The 18,288-nt window shown below is 39.5% G+C and carries 18 protein-coding genes; 15 read left to right on the top strand and 3 right to left on the bottom strand.

Going from position 1 to position 18,288, the window contains the following annotated elements:
• Positions 1-196: 196 nt before the first annotated feature.
• Positions 197-1,459 (top strand): MFS transporter, encoded by a 1,263-nt coding sequence (locus GWI59_RS02450; RefSeq protein ID WP_072062720.1) that lies wholly within the window; start codon positions 197-199, stop codon positions 1,457-1,459.
• A 253-nt stretch (positions 1,460-1,712) separates the two neighbouring features.
• A complete protein-coding gene (gene tmaR, locus GWI59_RS02445; RefSeq protein ID WP_006537261.1) occupies positions 1,713-2,051 on the top strand; it encodes a PTS system regulator TmaR in 339 nt (112 codons plus the stop codon).
• A 188-nt stretch (positions 2,052-2,239) separates the two neighbouring features.
• On the opposite strand, the gene rne is transcribed toward tmaR, so the two are convergent.
• Positions 2,240-5,731, bottom strand: coding sequence for a ribonuclease E (rne, locus tag GWI59_RS02440; protein ID WP_161669569.1), 3,492 nt, complete (start codon positions 5,729-5,731; stop codon positions 2,240-2,242).
• Positions 5,732-6,262: 531 nt separating this feature from the next.
• Between rne and rluC the strand changes: the two genes are divergently transcribed.
• Positions 6,263-7,216 carry a 23S rRNA pseudouridine(955/2504/2580) synthase RluC gene (gene rluC / locus GWI59_RS02435; protein WP_006537256.1) on the top strand — a complete coding sequence of 318 codons (954 nt, stop codon included), beginning with the start codon at positions 6,263-6,265 and terminating at the stop codon, positions 7,214-7,216.
• Positions 7,217-7,320: 104 nt separating this feature from the next.
• Here the strand turns inward: rluC and GWI59_RS02430 are convergent, their stop codons facing one another.
• The gene (locus tag GWI59_RS02430) at positions 7,321-7,722 is read right to left on the bottom strand and encodes a hypothetical protein (RefSeq protein ID WP_006537255.1); all 402 of its coding nucleotides are present in this window, start codon (positions 7,720-7,722) and stop codon (positions 7,321-7,323) included.
• A gap of 46 nt (positions 7,723-7,768) precedes the next feature.
• Positions 7,769-8,368 (bottom strand): Maf family protein, encoded by a 600-nt coding sequence (locus tag GWI59_RS02425; RefSeq protein WP_006537254.1) that lies wholly within the window; start codon positions 8,366-8,368, stop codon positions 7,769-7,771.
• A 141-nt stretch (positions 8,369-8,509) separates the two neighbouring features.
• Here GWI59_RS02425 and yceD point away from each other — a divergent pair, with 141 nt between their 5' ends.
• From yceD to holB, 12 genes are all read left to right on the top strand, one after another.
• Entirely contained in the window at positions 8,510-9,043 is a 534-nt protein-coding gene (gene yceD / locus GWI59_RS02420; protein ID WP_006537253.1) for a 23S rRNA accumulation protein YceD, read from the top strand.
• Between the two features lie 5 nt (positions 9,044-9,048).
• Positions 9,049-9,219, top strand: a complete 171-nt coding sequence (gene rpmF / locus GWI59_RS02415) for a 50S ribosomal protein L32 (protein ID WP_006537252.1) — start codon at positions 9,049-9,051, stop codon at positions 9,217-9,219.
• Positions 9,220-9,243: 24 nt separating this feature from the next.
• Positions 9,244-10,281, top strand: coding sequence for a phosphate acyltransferase PlsX (plsX, locus tag GWI59_RS02410; RefSeq protein ID WP_161723893.1), 1,038 nt, complete (start codon positions 9,244-9,246; stop codon positions 10,279-10,281).
• A 4-nt stretch (positions 10,282-10,285) separates the two neighbouring features.
• Positions 10,286-11,239: a beta-ketoacyl-ACP synthase III gene (locus GWI59_RS02405; RefSeq protein ID WP_006537250.1), complete on the top strand. Its 954-nt coding sequence runs from the start codon at positions 10,286-10,288 to the stop codon at positions 11,237-11,239.
• Between the two features lie 19 nt (positions 11,240-11,258).
• On the top strand, positions 11,259-12,191 hold the full coding sequence (gene fabD, locus GWI59_RS02400; protein WP_006537249.1) for an ACP S-malonyltransferase: 933 nt from the start codon (positions 11,259-11,261) through the stop codon (positions 12,189-12,191).
• An 8-nt stretch (positions 12,192-12,199) separates the two neighbouring features.
• A complete protein-coding gene (fabG, locus tag GWI59_RS02395; protein ID WP_006537248.1) occupies positions 12,200-12,934 on the top strand; it encodes a 3-oxoacyl-ACP reductase FabG in 735 nt (244 codons plus the stop codon).
• 157 nt (positions 12,935-13,091) lie between these two features.
• A complete protein-coding gene (gene acpP / locus GWI59_RS02390) occupies positions 13,092-13,328 on the top strand; it encodes an acyl carrier protein (RefSeq protein WP_004247087.1) in 237 nt (78 codons plus the stop codon).
• 74 nt (positions 13,329-13,402) lie between these two features.
• Entirely contained in the window at positions 13,403-14,644 is a 1,242-nt protein-coding gene (gene fabF / locus GWI59_RS02385; RefSeq protein WP_072062715.1) for a beta-ketoacyl-ACP synthase II, read from the top strand.
• Positions 14,645-14,775: 131 nt separating this feature from the next.
• The gene (pabC, locus tag GWI59_RS02380; protein ID WP_072062714.1) at positions 14,776-15,603 is read left to right on the top strand and encodes an aminodeoxychorismate lyase; all 828 of its coding nucleotides are present in this window, start codon (positions 14,776-14,778) and stop codon (positions 15,601-15,603) included.
• A 17-nt stretch (positions 15,604-15,620) separates the two neighbouring features.
• On the top strand, positions 15,621-16,643 hold the full coding sequence (gene mltG / locus GWI59_RS02375; protein WP_161669566.1) for an endolytic transglycosylase MltG: 1,023 nt from the start codon (positions 15,621-15,623) through the stop codon (positions 16,641-16,643).
• 2 nt (positions 16,644-16,645) lie between these two features.
• Positions 16,646-17,293: a dTMP kinase gene (gene tmk / locus GWI59_RS02370; protein WP_072062712.1), complete on the top strand. Its 648-nt coding sequence runs from the start codon at positions 16,646-16,648 to the stop codon at positions 17,291-17,293.
• Positions 17,290-18,276, top strand: coding sequence for a DNA polymerase III subunit delta' (gene holB / locus GWI59_RS02365; protein ID WP_006537240.1), 987 nt, complete (start codon positions 17,290-17,292; stop codon positions 18,274-18,276). The genes tmk and holB overlap by 4 nt, the downstream gene beginning before the upstream one ends.
• Positions 18,277-18,288 lie beyond the last annotated feature (12 nt).

Genomic DNA, 18,288 nt, shown 5'->3' with positions numbered 1-18,288 from the left:
CTAAAAAGAGTACTTATTTGTATCTTTAACACTAAGCCACTAAGATAAAAGAAGAAAGTAGATCCAGAACACATAACTTAAATTGTTAACGTTAACTTATGTGCTTCATATCACATTAAAGCGACATAATTGTTTGTGAATCCAAAAGTTAACGTTAACATTTAAAGGTGAAATGACTTTATAAGGCGCTCAACAAATGAACAAAGACTCAAAAAAATACTATGCGATCTTAAGCGCGTTGTTATTTTTCTTCTTTTTTACCTGGTCTTCATCATTTTCATTAGTTTCCATTTGGTTAAATCAGTATGTAGGATTAAAAGCGACTGATACGGGATTAATATTCTCTGCTATTTCTTTGATTGCATTATGTGCTCAACCTTTATATGGCTTTATTCAAGATAAATTAGGGCTAAGAAAGAATTTATTATTAGTGATTGCAGTATTACTTATTCTTTCTGGACCATTTTTTCTAGGTTTCGCATCAATATTACGTTGGAATATTTTTGTTGGATCGATTTTAGGGGGCTTATATGTAGGTATGACTTTTAACGCAGGTATTGGCGTATTAGAGTCATATACAGAGCGTGTTAGTCGTATTCGCGGTTTTGAATACGGTAGGGCAAGAATGTGGGGATCATTGGGTTGGGCATCTGCAACATTTATTGCAGGACACAATATAAATATCGATCCTAATTACAATTTTGTGATGGCTTCTATTTCTGGTGTTGTGTTCTTAATTCTTTTAGCGCTGTTAAAAACTGATAAATCAGACGCATTTAATCAATTAGAGCATGGAAAAACATCGGCTATTACTATAAAAGATGCACTGAATTTACTTTCATTACCTCGTTTTTGGGCACTTATTTTGTTTGTTATTGGCACTTGTGTTTATGGGGTTTATGACCAACAGTTTCCCGTCTTCTTCTCATCGCAATTTGCGACTTTACAACAGGGGAATGAGATGTACGGATATCTGAATTCATTGCAGGTATTCTTAGAAGCTGGTGGTATGTTTATCGCGCCTTTCCTTGTAAATAGAATAGGTGCTAAAAACGGCTTATTACTGGCAAGCAGTGTTATGGCTGCACGTATTATTGGCTCAGGACTAGTCGAAGGGCCTGTCTTGATCTCTTGTATGAAATTATTACATGCTGTTGAACTGCCGATTTTATTAATTTCAATTTTTAAATATAACAGCCAACATTTTGATAAACGTTTATCTTCAACACTTTATTTAGTCGGTTTTCAATGTGTGAGCTCTATTGTTGCGACATTATTATCTCCATTGGCTGGTTATGGGTATGATCATTATGGGTTTGCACCAACTTATATGGTGATGGGATGTATTGTGATAGGGACAACACTTCTCTCAGCTGTATTTTTGCGTTCAGATGCGAAAGCGTTACAGCAACTTGATGGCTTACAACATGAAGATAAAAATAAAGCACAACTTATTTAGTTGCTCATTAATTTATCCTTTGTTGTGTCGATTAGGCTACCAGTAAAAATGTGTAGCCATTTTCTTATCATTAATTAAGTGAACATTTACGGGTTAAAGAATGTTGACTATATTTATTAATATATCATCCTAATTAATTGTTAATTAAGTAAAATCAATTAAATTTGCAAACTTTGCTTGTTTATTGACACGATTAAGCGATAATCTTAAACAGAACTATTTATCTTAAATATCAATTGTAAAGGTGTAGGAAATGGATAACGCAAACAAGCCGTCTTTCCAAAACGTACTGGAGTTTGTGCGTATGTATCGTCGTAAAAACAAAATCCGTCGTGAGATCACTGACAATGAGAAAAAGATCCGTGATAACCAAAAACGTGTTCTTTTGTTAGACAACTTAAGTGAATACATTAAACCGGGTATGTCAATTGAAGATGTACTGGGTATTATTGCGAACATGCGCAGTGACTATGATGATCGTGTTGACGATTACATTATTAAAAATGCAGACCTGTCTAAAGAACGCCGTGAGCTTTCTAAACAGTTAAAAGCGATGGGTGAAATTAAAAATATTCCTGATCTAAAAGACTGATTGCTTTACTAAGAATAAAAGATTGAAGGCCTTTGAATTGAATATTCAGGGGTCTTTTTTATTTTTACCTTAACCTTAATAAGTACTAAGTTAATTTACTAATAGTTATCTCCAAAGAAAAAGAACCCACTCAAAGTGGGTTCTTAATTTAGAAGTATTATCAAGATATTCTTAATAACACCTTATTATCAGTTTTGACTTTCAGCTTTTGCCATTTCTGAAGAAGCGTGATTAGTAGAACAATGTCCACCGGCACCTGTGCGGCCTTTCTTATCAAAAGCAGGACGTGCTTCCCACGCTTTGATCTCAATTGCGACAGTAGGTTCATCAGATGCTGGCGCTTTTGTCATTGGTGCACTTGCATGAAGTTGGCGTACTACCGGCTCTTGACGAATAATCACGGCTGTAGGTTTGCTTTCTTTTACTGGTACAGACTCTGCTTCTACTGTAGGTGTTGCACTCTCATTTTCTTCAGGCTGACTTTCAATAACCGTTTCAACGATAGGCTCAGCAACTGTTTCAACAATAGCTTCAACATCACTTTCTTTATGTTGCTCAGTTGTTTCTTCGGTTGTAACTGAAGTAGCAACAACTTGAGGCTCAGAAGTAGATGTTTCAGTCACTTCGCGTTCTACTGGTGCAATGACTTCTTGTGTCACGTTTTCAGTCACTGCATCTGTTTCTGCTTGTTGTGAAGCTTCATGCATATAAGCCTCGGTTGTGTTTAATACCGCAGAAATATTTTCTTTACGAGTAACATGCTCTTCGGTATTCACATCATCGATAACGTTGTTGACAACACTTTCTTCAACTTGGTTCTCAATGTTATTTGCTTCTGCAGGTGCTAATTGTGGCTCTACTGCAATAATTTCAGCAACAGCTTCAGTGGTTGATTCAGAGCTAACAGTCACAGTGTAGGTGGATTCTGTGGTATCCGCTTGTTCCACTTTTGCCACAATGGCTTCTGAAACCGCTGGTGTGATAGCTACCATTTGTGGATCTTTATGAGTAATAATGTGGTTTCCAACAGAAACGTCATTGTTGTTTTCAACATTATTTTCAATAAATGGTGCATCACTTATTGGTGTGATTGGATAGTGAATGAAGACTTTACCTGAAGCAAGTTCAGGAGAAGCAACCGCCATTGCCAAAGGCATTGGTGATACGGTTAAAGTTCGTTCATCACGATAGCGACGACGACGTTGACCACTTACACGTAAATGACGAGGTGAACGGCGAGAACGACGAGGCATAACATTATCCTGTCCGTTATTATCTTCGTTCTTATTCTCATCTTGTGATTTAGTTGCATCAGGTAATGCTTTTACAGCTTGAGCTTCATTAGTTTCAACGTTTGCAACAGTGACTGCTTTAGGTGCTGATTTTTCAGTTGGTGCAACTTTCGTTTGTGTTGTTGCAACTGGTGGTTCAGAAACTGCTTTTTCCGTCGTAGCTGGCACAACTGTTGATGCATTATCATTGTCAGTCACACGTACAGATTGTGTTAATTGACGACGATTACGGCGTTGCATAACAGGGCGACGAGGTTCTTCTTTCTTCTCATTAGCACTGTCTTTTGCAACGGTATCATTTTCAGCCAGAGCAGCTTGAGCTTTAGCCGCTTCTTGTTGTTGACGTTTTTCTTCTTGACGACGACGTTGTTCAGCACGTTGTTCACGACGCTGCTGACGACGTGCTTCGCGTTCTGCAATCTCTTGTTCACTGCTAACTTCAGTTGTTGGTGTCGCTTGTGTTTTTTGATTGCGATTCTTGCGATTGTCTTCGCTATTTGCATTATCACGATTACGATCGTTATCACGGTCACGGCGATTATTGTTGTTACGTCGATTATTGTTATTACGACGTTCACGACGATTTTCGTTATTCTCTTTCTTATTTTCCTGTGGTTTTTCTTGTGTTACCACAGGCTCTGGTTCGCTACTAAATAAGTTAGAGAAGAATTTGGCGATAGAGCTAAAGAAACCTGTAGCTTGAGCTTGTTCTGTTTTAGCAGCTTTAGCTTGGGGTTGAGGGGCTTTTTTATTTTTCGTCGTCGTTTCTGGCGTGTCTTCTTCTTGCAATCCAAAAGCTGAAATAGCAGGTTGTTCAGGCGCTTTACGCTCTGTAACAACATCGTCATCAGCTTCATTTAACTGACTTTCATGGAATTGGGCTAAGTTGTAGCTTAGAGAGGTAATTTCTTCGCCCTTACGCACACGAATAACAGAGAAATGAGGCGTTTGCATTTGGTCATTAGGAACAATAACCACTTTGACATTAGATTGACGTAATTCAATATCAGTTACAGCTTTTCGTTTTTCGTTAAGCAAATAAGAGGCGATTTGAACAGGTACAATCGCATGCACTTCATGGGTATTTTCTTTAAGTGCTTCTTCTTCGATAAGACGTAACACAGAAAGTGACAGTGATTCGTTATCACGAATAGTACCAGTGCCTAAGCAACGAGGACAAACGTGATGGCTTGATTCACCTAATGAAGGGCTTAAACGTTGACGAGACATCTCTAATAAGCCAAAGCGAGAGATACGTCCAATTTGAATGCGAGCACGATCTTGGCGAACAGCTTCGCGCATTCTGTTTTCAACTTCACGCTGATGGCGCACCGGCGTCATGTCGATAAAGTCGATAACAATTAAACCACCGAGGTCGCGTAAACGTAATTGACGTGCAATTTCGTCAGCAGCTTCTAAGTTAGTATTGAATGCTGTTTCTTCGATATCACCACCACGCGTTGAACGAGAGGAGTTAATATCAATCGCCGTTAATGCTTCAGTTGTATCAATAACTAAAGCGCCACCAGAAGGTAGGCGAACTTCACGCTGAAACGCAGATTCAATCTGTGATTCAATTTGATAATGGCTAAATAGAGGAACTGCACCTGTGTAATGGCGAATTTTGCTAGCAAAATCACCACGACCAATCGCTTCAATATGGCTACGCGCCATTTCAACGATTTTTGCGTTATCAATTAAAATCTCACCAATATCAGGACGTAAGTAGTCGCGGAATGCACGAACGATTACGTTACTTTCCTGATGGATTAAGAATGGAGCAGGGCGATTCTCTGCTGCTTTCTTAATAGCATCCCAATGTCTTAGACGATAGCTTAAGTCTTGTTGTAGTGCTTCAGCCGATTTACCGACACCAGCAGTGCGTACAATCAGACCCATGCCATCTGGGATTTCAAGGCTTGATAAAGCTTCTTTGAGTTCAGTACGGTCTTCACCTTCGATACGGCGAGAAATACCACCTGCACGAGGATTATTTGGCATTAAGACCAAATAACTTCCTGCTAGGCTGATAAAAGTGGTTAATGCTGCACCTTTATTACCACGCTCCTCTTTATCAACTTGAACAATAACTTCCTGGCCTTCTTTTAAGACATCTTTGATGTTAGGACGACCATGAGAGTGATAATTACTAGGAAAGTATTCGCGGGCTATTTCTTTGATAGGAAGGAAACCGTGGCGTTCCGCACCATAATCAACAAAAGCGGCTTCTAGGCTGGGTTCAATTCTAGTAATTTTACCTTTATAGATATTTGCTTTTTTCTGTTCATGACCGGGGCTTTCGATATCCAGATCGTACAAACGTTGCCCATCGACAAGGGCAACACGCAACTCTTCCTGCTGAGTTGCGTTAATTAACATTCTTTTCATATTGTGACTTACTCGTTATTTTCACGTTTTATAATGTGCCACTAACATACGTAATTACACTATTGATAACCGATGACCTCGTGTCTTTTACAGATGCGTCAACCTCACGGTTGTCGATTGTATAGAGATGCAATATGTCGGTGAGTCTGATTTTCAGTTCAAAAATTCAGCACTGTTTAATTGAAAACGATGTTTCAACTCAATAAGCGATGTATTTGTGGCATACTAAATTGTTTGATTTTCGACTATGTCTTACGCCATTGCTGCATTTTGAAAATCAAACAAACAAAATTTTCATAAATATACCTGATAAACATAATCAGGAGAGTCTGCATTATTCCATTGGTGTTAGGGTTATAGCAAGATGACTTTTCTGCTTTGGTGACTTTTTCTGTATAAATATGAGAGATTAGCTAATGTTTCGTCTTTTTCCCATTATTCAGGTTAAAATAGACGACAGATTTGATGTTATTTTGTACACCACAAAGTAGTTTGTTATTTTTATTTTAAGAGAGCCAAAGAATCGCCACTATGAAATCATTTAATCAAGTTCAGTTCGTCACCATTGATGGCGATGAAGCAGGCCAGCGTATCGACAATTTTTTACTGGCACGCTTAAAAGGTGTACCAAAAAGTATGATTTACCGAATTATTCGTAAAGGGGAAGTTAGAGTTAACAAAGGGCGAATTAAACCTGAATATAAACTCAATGCGGGTGATAGCATCCGTATTCCTCCTGTGCGAGTATCGGAAAAAGAAGAAGTCGCTGTATCACCAAAACTTGATAAAGTCTCAGCGTTGGCAAATTGTATTTTATATGAAGATGACCACTTAATGCTTATCAATAAGCCTTCTGGCACGGCTGTTCATGGGGGAAGTGGGTTAAGCTTTGGTGTGATTGAAGGCTTACGAGCATTGCGTCCAGAAGCCCGTTTTTTAGAGCTTGTACATCGTCTTGATAGAGATACATCGGGTGTGTTGTTAATTGCAAAAAAACGTTCAGCATTGCGTGCTTTGCATGAGCAATTACGCTTAAAACAGATGCAAAAAGATTATTTAGCCTTAGTGCGTGGTCAATGGCAATCCCACACTAAAGTTGTTCAGGCTCCGTTATTGAAGAATATTCTTCAAAGCGGTGAGCGAGTGGTTAAAGTGAGCAATGAAGGAAAACCTTCAGAGACACGTTTTAAGGTTGAAGAGCGTTTTGAATTTGCCACACTTGTGAAAGCAAGTCCTGTAACAGGCAGAACTCACCAAATTCGTGTACATACATTACATGCAGGTCATCCTATTGCATTTGATGATCGTTATGGTGATCGTGATTTTGATTCACAATTGGTAGGAACAAAACTTAATCGCTTATTTTTACATGCAAGCTCTTTGACATTTACTCATCCTTCAACAGGTGACCAAATGCGAATTGAAGCGCCAATGGATAATCAGTTACGCTATTGTTTACAAGTATTACGCAGTCAAAAATCTTAAATCGAAAATTTTTATTTCGACAGAAAATCTGAATACCCAATGCGCCCAGTTAGCTGGGCGTATTGCTTTTCTTAAACCACTAAAAAAGTGAATAGAAAATAGGGTTAACCTTCCACTTTTGTCATACATTGCTCAACAATTTTATCAATGTTCCACTCTTTAGGCATTGATGTTGAACCGTTTTTGCGCATTTCCATATCTACACGGATAAATTCAGTAATTCCGTAATCTTTAATAATGCCGTCGTAAGTACATTCACATACTTCAGCAATTTGAGGAATTAACGCATCATCGGTAATACCAGAACCCAATATGCAACTACTGACAAAATTCTTTTTAAATAAGGATGTGCTGTCATCTTTTTTGTCTGAAATCACACTGTCTTGGATAGTATTTGTTGTGTTAGTTGTTTTTGTTGTCGAAATTTCAGTGTCTTTTTCATCAGAACAACCCACTAATGCTATTGCCACCACTAAAGCTGTTAAGACTGATGTTAATTTATTCATAATACGCTTTATCGCTACATAAGATTAAAAATGAAGATGATCAGGTTTATTTTTGATCATCAGAGAAAAATAATGGGTTTATTCTTTGCGAGAGTAACATTTTATTCAATCGGATAAGTGGTAAACCAATTAAAGAATTTGGATCGTCACCGACAAACTTATCAAATAGAGTAATGCCTAGCCCTTCAGATTTAAAACTGCCAGCACAATTAAAAGGCATTTCTTTATTTAAATAGCAGATAATTTCTTCATCAGTTAAATGACGAAAGTAAACTTGGAATAATTCACAATGCGTTTGATGTTCTAAAGTTAGGCTATTATATACAGTTAATCCGGTGTAGAACGAGATACACTGTCCTGAAGCTTGTTTTAGTTGTGCAAAGGCATTATCAAAATTATGGGGTTTTCCCGTGATCTTTTCATTCAACACACAAACTTGATCAGAACCAATTATAAGGTGTTGTGGAAATTTTGCTTGTAAAGCGCTGGCTTTTTCATAGGATAAGCGGTTGACAAGATCTTGAGCACATTCAGTGGGCTTCGGGGTTTCGTCAATATCGGGAGATGCCTGTATAAAGGGCATTCCAAGCTTTTTCAGCAACTGAGCTCGAAAGGGTGAAGTAGACGCAAGAACGAGTGGCAACATATTTTTTTTAAAATCCGTAGCAAAATGATGCCTGACATTCTAAACTATGCGCCGCTGATAAAGCGAATTTTGGTGGAAAGGTGTAGATAACCCGCCTTTTTCTTTGACTATATTCCATTACAAAGATAATATGCGCGCCTTATGCAAAAGGTAAAATTACCCCTGACCATTGATGCGCTGCGAGCAGCTCAAAAGAATTTAGACTATGACGGTCATTATTCTCCAGAGCAAGTAAGCCGCTTAGCTGAATCGGTGGTCAGTGTGGACAGTGATATTGATGTGGTTTTATCATTTGATATTGACCATCAACGTCTTGCCGTGATTAAAGGACATTCCGATGTGGATGTGACTTTAGAATGTCAACGTTGTGGTGGCCATTTTCCGTATCATGTTCACGCAACATATTGTTTTAGCCCTGTTGTCAGTGATGAACGGGCCGAGGCATTACCGGAAGAATATGAACCAGTCGATGTAAACGAATTTGGTGAAATAGATCTACTGGCGATGATTGAAGATGAAATAATCCTCAACTTGCCGGTGGTTCCGGTACATGATTTTGAACACTGTGAAGTGTCCGACGCGGATATGGTGTTTGGTGAACTCCCTGAAGAATTATCAGAGAAACCAAATCCATTTGCCGTATTAGCCAGTTTAAAGAAAAGTACTAAGGAGTAAGGTCAATGGCCGTACAACAAAACAAACCAACTCGTTCTAAACGTGGTATGCGTCGCTCTCATGACGCACTGACAGTAACTCAGGTTTCTGTTGACAAAACTTCTGGTGAAACTCACCTGCGTCACCATGTAACTGCTGACGGTTACTACCGTGGCCGCAAGGTTATCAACAAGTAATTAGCTTTATAGCTCGTTGATACCTTGACAAATCTAACCATAGCGTTAGATGCGATGGGCGGGGACTTCGGTCCTCGCATCACAGTGCCTGCTTGTTTGCGGGCGCTGGCATCTAATCCTCATTTAAAAATATTGCTGGTAGGTCAACCAGACTCTATCTCCCCTCTGCTTGCAAATCAAAATGCTGAGCTAATCACCCGTTTACAAGTTATACCCGCAGAACATATTGTCGCCAATGATGCCAAACCTTCACAAGCCATTAGAGCAAGTAAAGGTACATCAATGCGAGTGGCTCTTGATCTGGTGAAAACAGGTGAAGCACAGGCTTGTGTAAGTGCAGGGAATACTGGCGTATTGATGGGGTTAGCAAAACTTCGACTTAATGCTATCGATGGAATTGAACGTCCTGCACTGGTTTCAGTATTACCTAATCAGAAAAAAGGTAAGACGGTTGTTCTAGATTTAGGCGCTAACGTTAATTGTGATAGCAAAATGCTAGTGCAGTTTGCGGTAATGGGCGCTGTGATGGCCGAAGAGATAGCAGGGATTGATTCACCAAAAGTGGCACTTTTAAATATTGGTGAAGAAGAGAGTAAGGGATTAGATAATATCCGCGAAGCTGCTACGGTATTAAAATCGACATCTAATATCAATTATATTGGTTATGTTGAAGGTAATGAATTACTGACAGGCAAAACAGATGTATTGGTGTGTGACGGCTTCGCAGGTAATGTCTCTCTTAAAACGATGGAAGGAGTGATTCGAGTTTTCCTTTCATTGATTAAATCTTCTACTACCGAAAATAAAAAAACGTCGTGGTGGATGAAAATATTGAAGAAGTGGTTACAAAAACGGCTAATTAAGCGTTTTGGACACATGAACCCCGACCAGTATAACGGTGCTTCTCTGTTAGGATTACGCGGTATCGTCATTAAGAGCCATGGTGGCGCAAATGAAAGCGCGTTTACAGTAGCAATAGAACAGGCTGTTCATGCCGTTGAGCGAAAAATCCCAGAACGGATCGCTTCTCGACTGACAACAGTATTACCCAAGAGCGATTGATAGAATGTATACAAAAATCTTAGGTACTGGTAGTTACTTGCCTGTACAAGTGCGAACTAATGCCGATTTAGAAAAAATGGTTGAAACATCTGACGAATGGATTGTTACCCGAACAGGTATTAATGAACGTCGGATTGCAACAGAAGAAGAATCTGTTGCTGTGATGGGCGCGGGTGCGGCTGAAAAAGCACTAGAAATGTCTGGTATTGATAAGCAAGACATTGGATTGATTGTTGTTGCTACAACATCAGGCTCACATGCATTTCCAAGCGCAGCATGTCAGATTCAAAATGCGTTAGGTATCAATGATTGCATCGCTTTTGACGTTGCAGCTGCATGTTCTGGCTTTGTTTATGCATTAAGCATTGCTGATCAATTTATTAAAGCTGGTTCTGTTAAGCATGCTCTTGTGATTGGTGCTGATAGATTATCCCATGCGTTAGATCCTAACGATCGTGGCACCATTATTTTATTTGGTGATGCAGCAGGTGCAGCAGTCGTGGGGGCGTCAGAAGACGAAGGTATTATTTCTACCCATTTACATTCAGATGGGCGTTTTGGTGATTTATTAGCATTACCTTATCAGCGTAAAGAAAATGAAGATTTACCTGCTTACGTTACCATGGCAGGAAATGAAGTCTTTAAAGTCGCAGTTCGTGAACTTGCCCACATTGTGGATGAGACACTAGAAGCTAACAAAATTGATAAATCTGAACTGGACTGGCTTGTGCCTCATCAGGCAAATTTAAGAATTATTTCAGCGACAGCGAAAAAGCTGGATATGACAATGGATAAAGTAGTGGTGACATTAGATCGCCACGGCAATACGTCAGCAGCATCAGTCCCAACAGCATTAGATGAAGCTGTAAGAGATAATCGCATTCAACGTGGCCAGTTAATCTTACTGGAAGCGTTTGGTGGCGGTTTTACTTGGGGTTCTGCACTTATCCGTTTTTAATATTATCAGGAAAATAAATATGACTGATTTTGCAATGGTTTTTCCCGGACAGGGATCACAATCTGTTGGAATGCTTGCAGAACTTGCAGAGCAATATCCAATTGTGACTGAAACATTCGCTCAAGCATCTGATGTATTGGGTTACTCTCTTTGGGACTTAGTTCAGAATGGTCCAGAAGAAGAGTTAAACAAAACATGGAAAACACAGCCAGCGTTATTAGCCGCTTCTGTTGCAATCTGGCGTGTATGGCAAGAAAAACAAGGCAAAATGCCACAAATGATGGCAGGTCACAGTCTTGGTGAGTATTCTGCTTTAGTGTGTGCGGGAGTTATTGATTTCGCTGCTGCAATTAAATTAGTAGAATTACGTGGTCAACTGATGCAAGAAGCCGTGCCAGCAGGCACTGGTGCAATGTATGCGATTATCGGTTTAGATAATGACGCTATTGCAAAAGCTTGTGAAGAAGCAGCGCAAGGACAAGTCGTTTCACCTGTAAACTTTAATTCACCAGGCCAAGTTGTTATCGCAGGTAACAAAGAAGCCGTAGAACGCGCTGGTGTGTTATGTAAAGAAGCGGGGGCTAAACGTGCTTTACCATTAGCAGTAAGCGTGCCTTCGCATTGTGCTTTAATGAAGCCAGCTGCTGATAAGCTTGCGGTTGCATTACAAGAAATTGAATTTAAACAACCTGAAATTCAGGTCGTTAATAACGTTGATGTGAAAGCGCAAACTGATGCGAATGCTATCCGTGATGCGTTAGTTCGTCAGCTTTATAACCCAGTTCGTTGGACTGAAACGGTTGAATTTATCGCTGAAAAAGGCATCACACAACTATTAGAAATCGGTCCAGGAAAAGTATTAACTGGTTTAACCAAACGTATTTCTAAAGAAATGAACGCTGCAGCAGTTAATGATATTGCATCATTAGATGCTGCATTAGGAAATGACTGAGGGATCTCATGGGATTTGACGGAAAAATAGCGCTAGTTACTGGTGCAAGCCGTGGTATTGGCCGTGCGATTGCAGAAGATTTAGTTGCACGCGGTGCAACAGTAATTGGTACAGCAACGAGTGAAAACGGTGCACAAGCTATTAGCGAATATTTAGACGGTAAGGGTAAGGGTTTTGTGTTAAACGTCACAGAAAACGACTCTATCGAAAAATTTTTAGCAGATGTGCGTGCTGAATTTGGCGAAATTGATATTTTAGTCAATAATGCAGGTATTACTCGTGATAACCTGTTGATGCGCATGAAAGATGATGAATGGCAAGATATCATTGACACTAATCTTTCATCAGTCTTCCGTCTGTCTAAAGCAGTTATGCGTGCTATGATGAAAAAACGTTATGGTCGTATAATTACCATTGGTTCTGTTGTTGGAACCATGGGTAACGCAGGGCAGGCAAACTACGCGGCGGCAAAAGCGGGTGTGATTGGTTTTAGTAAATCATTAGCACGCGAAGTTGCTTCCCGTGGCATTACGGTGAATGTTGTTGCTCCAGGCTTTATCGAAACTGATATGACTAGAGCATTAACAGACGACCAAAGAGCAGGTATTTTATCTCAAGTTCCTGCTAACCGTTTAGGTGATGCCAAAGAGATTGCCAGTGCTGTAGCCTTCTTAGCTTCTGATGAAGCGAGCTATATCACGGGTGAAACATTGCATGTCAATGGTGGCATGTACATGATCTAATTATGGGGACGTCTTTATATTTGCTTTTTGCGTACAATATAATGCAAAATATAGCGAATAAAGTAGTCCACACAGTCGGGATTGGTTAGATCTTTTCCTGTATTTATAAACTAAGAAAATCATCGCGCAAGCGAGTTTTGATAGGAAATTTAATAGTATGAGCACTATCGACGAACGCGTTAAGAAAATCATTGTTGAACAACTGGGTGTTAAAGAGGAAGAAGTTGTAAATTCAGCTTCATTTGTTGATGACTTAGGCGCTGATTCTCTTGACACAGTTGAGCTGGTAATGGCTCTGGAAGAAGAATTCGATATCGAAATCCCAGACGAAGAAGCAGAAAAAATTACTACAGTTCAAGCTGCTATTGATTACGTTGAAAACGCAGGTAAATAAGCTTGCTAATCTAGGCGGTCACTCGACCGCCTATATTTTTAATCCTAAACTTTTTCCCTCCTTGGAGGATAAGCGTGTCTAAGCGTCGTGTAGTTGTGACCGGACTAGGCATGTTATCTCCTGTCGGTAATAACGCAGAAGCTTCTTGGAAAGCTGTGTGTGCTGGACAGAGTGGTATCGGCCTTATCGAAGATTTTGACACCAGTCATCATGCGACTAAATTCGCTGGATTGGTAAAAGATTTCAATCATGAAGATTATAATCTTTCGCGTAAAGATGCGCGTAAGATGGATCTTTTTATTCAATATGGTATTGCAGCAGGTGTGCAGGCCATTGCGGATTCAGGTCTTGAAGTAACAGAAGCCAATGCAAGTCGTATCGGAGCTGCTATTGGTTCTGGTATTGGTGGCTTAGGCCTTATCGAAGAAAATCATACATCTATGATGAATGGTGGCCCTCGTAAAATTAGCCCATTCTTTGTACCTTCAACCATTATTAATATGGTTGCAGGGCATTTAAGTATTATGTATGGCCTTCGTGGCCCTACAATCTCTATCGCAACAGCGTGTACTTCAGGTGTTCATAATATTGGACATGCTGCACGTATTATCGCTTATGGTGATGCAGATGCAATGCTGGCAGGCGGTGCCGAAAAAGCGACTACACCATTAGGTTTGGGTGGCTTTGGTGCTGTTCGTGCATTATCAACACGTAACGACAATCCTCAAGCGGCTAGCCGTCCATGGGATAAAGAGCGTGATGGTTTTGTATTAGGTGATGGTGCGGGTGTTCTTGTTCTTGAAGAATACGAACACGCTAAAAACCGTGGTGCTAAAATTTATGCTGAAGTGGTTGGTTTTGGTATGAGCAGCGATGCTTATCACATGACTTCACCGGCAGAAAATGGCGAAGGCGGTGCGTTAGCAATGACAAATGCACTGAAAGATGCAGGTATTGCCTCATCAGAAGTGGGTTATATCAATGCACACGGTACATCAACGAATGCAGGCGACGTTGCTGAAGCACAAGCGGTAGAAAATGTATTTGGTAAAGGTACTGATGTATTAGTTAGCTCAACAAAATCTATGACAGGTCACTTATTAGGTGCTGCGGGTGCTATTGAGTCTATCTTTACAATCCTTTCACTGCGTGATCAAATCGTACCTCCAACAATTAACCTAGATAATCAAGACGAAAATTGTCATCTTGATTTTGTTCCTCATAAAGCCCGTAAAGTTGAGAACATGGACTATGCTCTGTGTAACTCATTTGGCTTTGGTGGTACGAACGGTTCAATTCTCTTTAAACGCGTATAAGCTGTTTTTTGTAGAAAGTTGAAATAATAAAAGACCCAGGATTATTCTGGGTCTTTTATTTTGTCCTTTTACTGCCAGTTGTTTTATCATGTGCAGATTGATATCAATAACATAGATGTAAGGTGTGTTAGATGTATTGGGTAAATGGACAACAGCAACAAAATGTAGATGCCAGTGATCGAGCAGTGCAATTTGGGGATGGCTGTTTTACAACACTTGCTGTTGAGCAGGGTGATCCCATTTTATTATCTGCACACATAAATCGTTTAAAACAAGGCTGTAACGCTCTCTTTTTACCGCATCCTAATTGGTTTGAACTTAAAAAGCAGATCATAGATATCGCCTCACAGGTTCAAACAAAAAGTGTGATTAAAATTATTATTAGTCGTGGTTATGGTGGACGAGGATATTCTTCCAATGGATTTATAACACCGACGGTAATAATGTCACTGTCATCTTATCCTACCCATTATCTCCACCAGCAACGTGCAGGTGTATCGCTTGGTATAAGTCCTGTTACTTTAGGGCAAAATCCTTTATTGGCTGGGATCAAACATCTCAATCGTCTTGAACAAGTCCTTATCAAATATCATTTAGAAAAAACAGAATTTGATGATGTTTTAGTGTGTGATAATGAAGGATATTTAGTGGAAGCGAATGCGGCGAATCTTTTTTGGCGCAAAGGAGATAGGCTTTTTACACCAAACCTGACTAATTCAGGGGTAAATGGCATTATGCGTCAATCTATTTTTCAATTAGCTCAGAAAAATCATTGGCAAATTGATATTGTGAGAGAAAAAACAGAAACACTTTATCAGGCTGATGAAATATGGTTAACAAATGCGTTGATGCCAGTGATCCCTGTTTCACAAATCACTTTTTCAGATGATAAGTGCTATCAATATCCTAGTAGGGATTATTATCATGTTGTTTTACAACACAGCTTGTCACTTAAATAGAACTTAATGAGTTATAAATGAAGATAAAAAAAATAGTCTGGATAGTTTTTTTTGCCTTATTAATTAGTATCGGTGCAATAGCGTTGTATATGATGCAACATATTCGTGGTTTAGAAGAAAATGTTGTTGTAAAGCAAGATGAAATGCTACTCACAGTGCCAGCAGGAACAGGGCGCGTAGCCATGGAACAATTGCTAATAAAAAATAATCTACTTAACCAAGGCGATTATTTTCAAATTTTACTAAAAGTAAAACCAGAGCTTAGCCAATTTAAAGCAGGAACCTATCGCTTAACAAAAGGGATGACATTGCGTGATGTTTTATTGTTGATCAAAAGTGGTAAAGAAGCTCAATTTACGATCCGTTTTATTGAAGGTAGCCGTTTACAAGACTGGCAATCTATTTTTGAACAAGCTCCGCAACTTACGACTGTCGCACACACAATGGATAGCGATAAATTACGTGAAGAAATAGGGATAAAACCTGAATTTGTTAACCTAGAAGGTTGGTTTGCCCCAGATACATACCATTACACCGCAGGTACGACCGATGTCGCAATTTTAAAGCGCGCCTACCAACAAATGGAAAAAACATTAGAAGAAGAGTGGGTTAAACGCGATAGTGATCTACCGTATAAATCGGCTTATGAAATGCTTATCATGGCATCAATCATTGAAAAAGAGACGGGTATTGATGCTGAAAGAACAAAGGTGGCATCTGTTTTTGTCAATCGATTAAAAACTAATATGCGATTACAGACTGATCCAACGGTCATTTATGGTTTAGGTGATAAATATAGAGGCACGATTTATCGTAGTGATTTAAATGGCTATACACCTTATAACACCTATCAGATTGATGGCTTACCACCTACACCAATAGCAATGCCGGGCGTTGCTTCAATTAGGGCGGCTGCACATCCAGCAGATACTCGTTATCTCTATTTTGTTGCAGATGGAACGGGTGGCCATAAGTTTTCAACAACACTCAATGAACATAATAAAGCCGTCGCACAATATCGACGCTTACAACAAAGATAATTATGAACAACAGTAAATTTATTGTAATTGAAGGACTTGAAGGTGCTGGAAAAACCAGCGCAATCCAAACGGTTATCGATACACTTAAAGATAAAGGTATCACCAATCTGGCATTTACCCGAGAACCCGGTGGTACACCTCTTGCCGAAAAATTACGTGAGCTTATCAAACAAGGTATTGAGGGTGAAAAAGTTACGGATAAAGCCGAATTATTGATGCTATATGCAGCACGTGTTCAGCTGATAGAAAATGTGATAAAACCCGCGCTAGCAGAAGGTAAATGGGTGATTGGTGATAGACACGATCTCTCTTCACAAGCTTATCAAGGTGGCGGACGTGGCTTAGATAAAGATCTTATGTTGTCACTTCGTAATACAGTGCTTGGTAATTTTCGCCCTGATTTGACCTTATATCTTGATTTAGATCCGGCTATTGGGCTTACCAGAGCCCGTGCTAGAGGTGAATTAGACCGGATTGAAAAAGAATCAATGGATTTCTTTTATCGTACTCGTGAACGTTATCAAGCATTGGCTAAAGATGATGACACGATTATCACGATAGATGCATCTCAAGCAATTGATAAAGTACAAGCAGATATCCGTCAAATACTAACAGCGTGGCTAGTTCAGCAGGAAAATAAATCATTATGAATTGGTATCCTTGGCTAAATCAGGCATATCGACAACTTATTAGCATATATCAAGAAGGGCGTGGTCATCATGCTCTGCTTTTACATGCGATAGAAGGCATGGGAGGAGAAGCACTCTCTTATGGGTTAAGTCGTTGGTTAATGTGCCAGAATAGGCAGGGATTAAAAAGTTGTAACGAATGCCATAGTTGTCGCTTGATGCTTGCTGAAACACATCCAGATTGGCATATTTTGCAGAGTGAAAAGGGTAAGTCTTCGATTGGTATTGAAGCAGTAAGAAAAGTCACTGAAAAGCTGGAGCATCATGCTCAGCAAAGTGGTTTTAGAGTTGTTTGGATAAAAGACGTTGAAGCATTAACAGAAGCGGCAGCAAATGCATTGCTCAAAACGTTGGAAGAACCCCCTAAAGACACCTATTTTTTACTGAATTGTCAGCATCCAGAGGTTTTATTAGCGACATTGCGTAGTCGTTGTTTTTATTACCATTTAGCAACGCCTAATCTTCAACATGCAACGCACTGGTTACAGCAACAATTACCAAACATACCTTATGCAAATAGTGTAACGGCATTAAATTTATCGCAGAACGCTCCAGTTTTAGCGCTTTCCTTATTGAAAGATGAGTGGAAAGAAAGAGAGATTTTTTGCCAAGCTTTATATACAAGCATACAACAGCATGATTTATATTCATTTTTACCACAATTAAATCAAGATAATGCCGAGCGTCGCTTATACTGGCTATTATCATTACTGCTTGATGCATTAAAATACCAAACCAATGCACAAGTGTATTGTGTTAATCAGGATCAGCAAGCATTGATTATGGCGTTATCACAATGGTCTTCGGATATTTTGTTATCCACTATTGATGGATGGAAACAGTGTCGTTATCAGTTAATGACCATCCCCGCGTTAAATAGAGAATTATTACTAGTAGAACAGCTACTAGATTGGGAAAATCAGCTAACCACAAAAATTAATTAACTATATATTAAT

Origin of the sequence: Proteus sp. G2673, assembly GCF_009915125.1 — a bacterium.
GTDB lineage: Bacteria > Pseudomonadota > Gammaproteobacteria > Enterobacterales > Enterobacteriaceae > Proteus > Proteus penneri.
The sequence above is the reverse complement of the archived record's forward strand: the minus strand, read 5'-3'. Positions and strand labels throughout refer to the sequence as shown.